Here is a 267-nt window from a genome sequence, read left to right as displayed (position 1 = left end):
AGTTGCATGGCGCGTCACGCCAAAGTCCTCCAGCTGCTTCGTGATGACAAAGGCATCTGTAATGCCAGCTTTAGGATCATTGCACAATTCTACAGTGCCATCCGTCTGCGGTATATGCGAATTGTTTTTGTATTTGACTTCGCACAGAATTTTTTGCTGCGGGAGTTCAGTTACGGCATCGACCTCTTTTTGATTTTCTTTTGCCTTTCGATAATAGCCAAGCTGTGCGCCTGTCCCTTGATAAAACGATACCAGATGCTTATATAC

General features: G+C 44.9%; 1 protein-coding gene. It reads right to left on the bottom strand.

Features of this window, described 5'->3' with window-relative positions; translation table 11 throughout:
- A partial coding sequence (locus AC2FA3_RS15255) for a DUF4143 domain-containing protein (RefSeq protein WP_490510325.1) occupies window positions 1-267 on the bottom strand: 267 nt, incomplete at both ends.

The sequence above is a fragment of the Janibacter sp. CoH_79_TC_3 genome (assembly GCF_058197955.1).
Note: the sequence above shows the minus strand (reverse complement) of the source record. Positions and strands in the feature narration are given on the sequence as shown.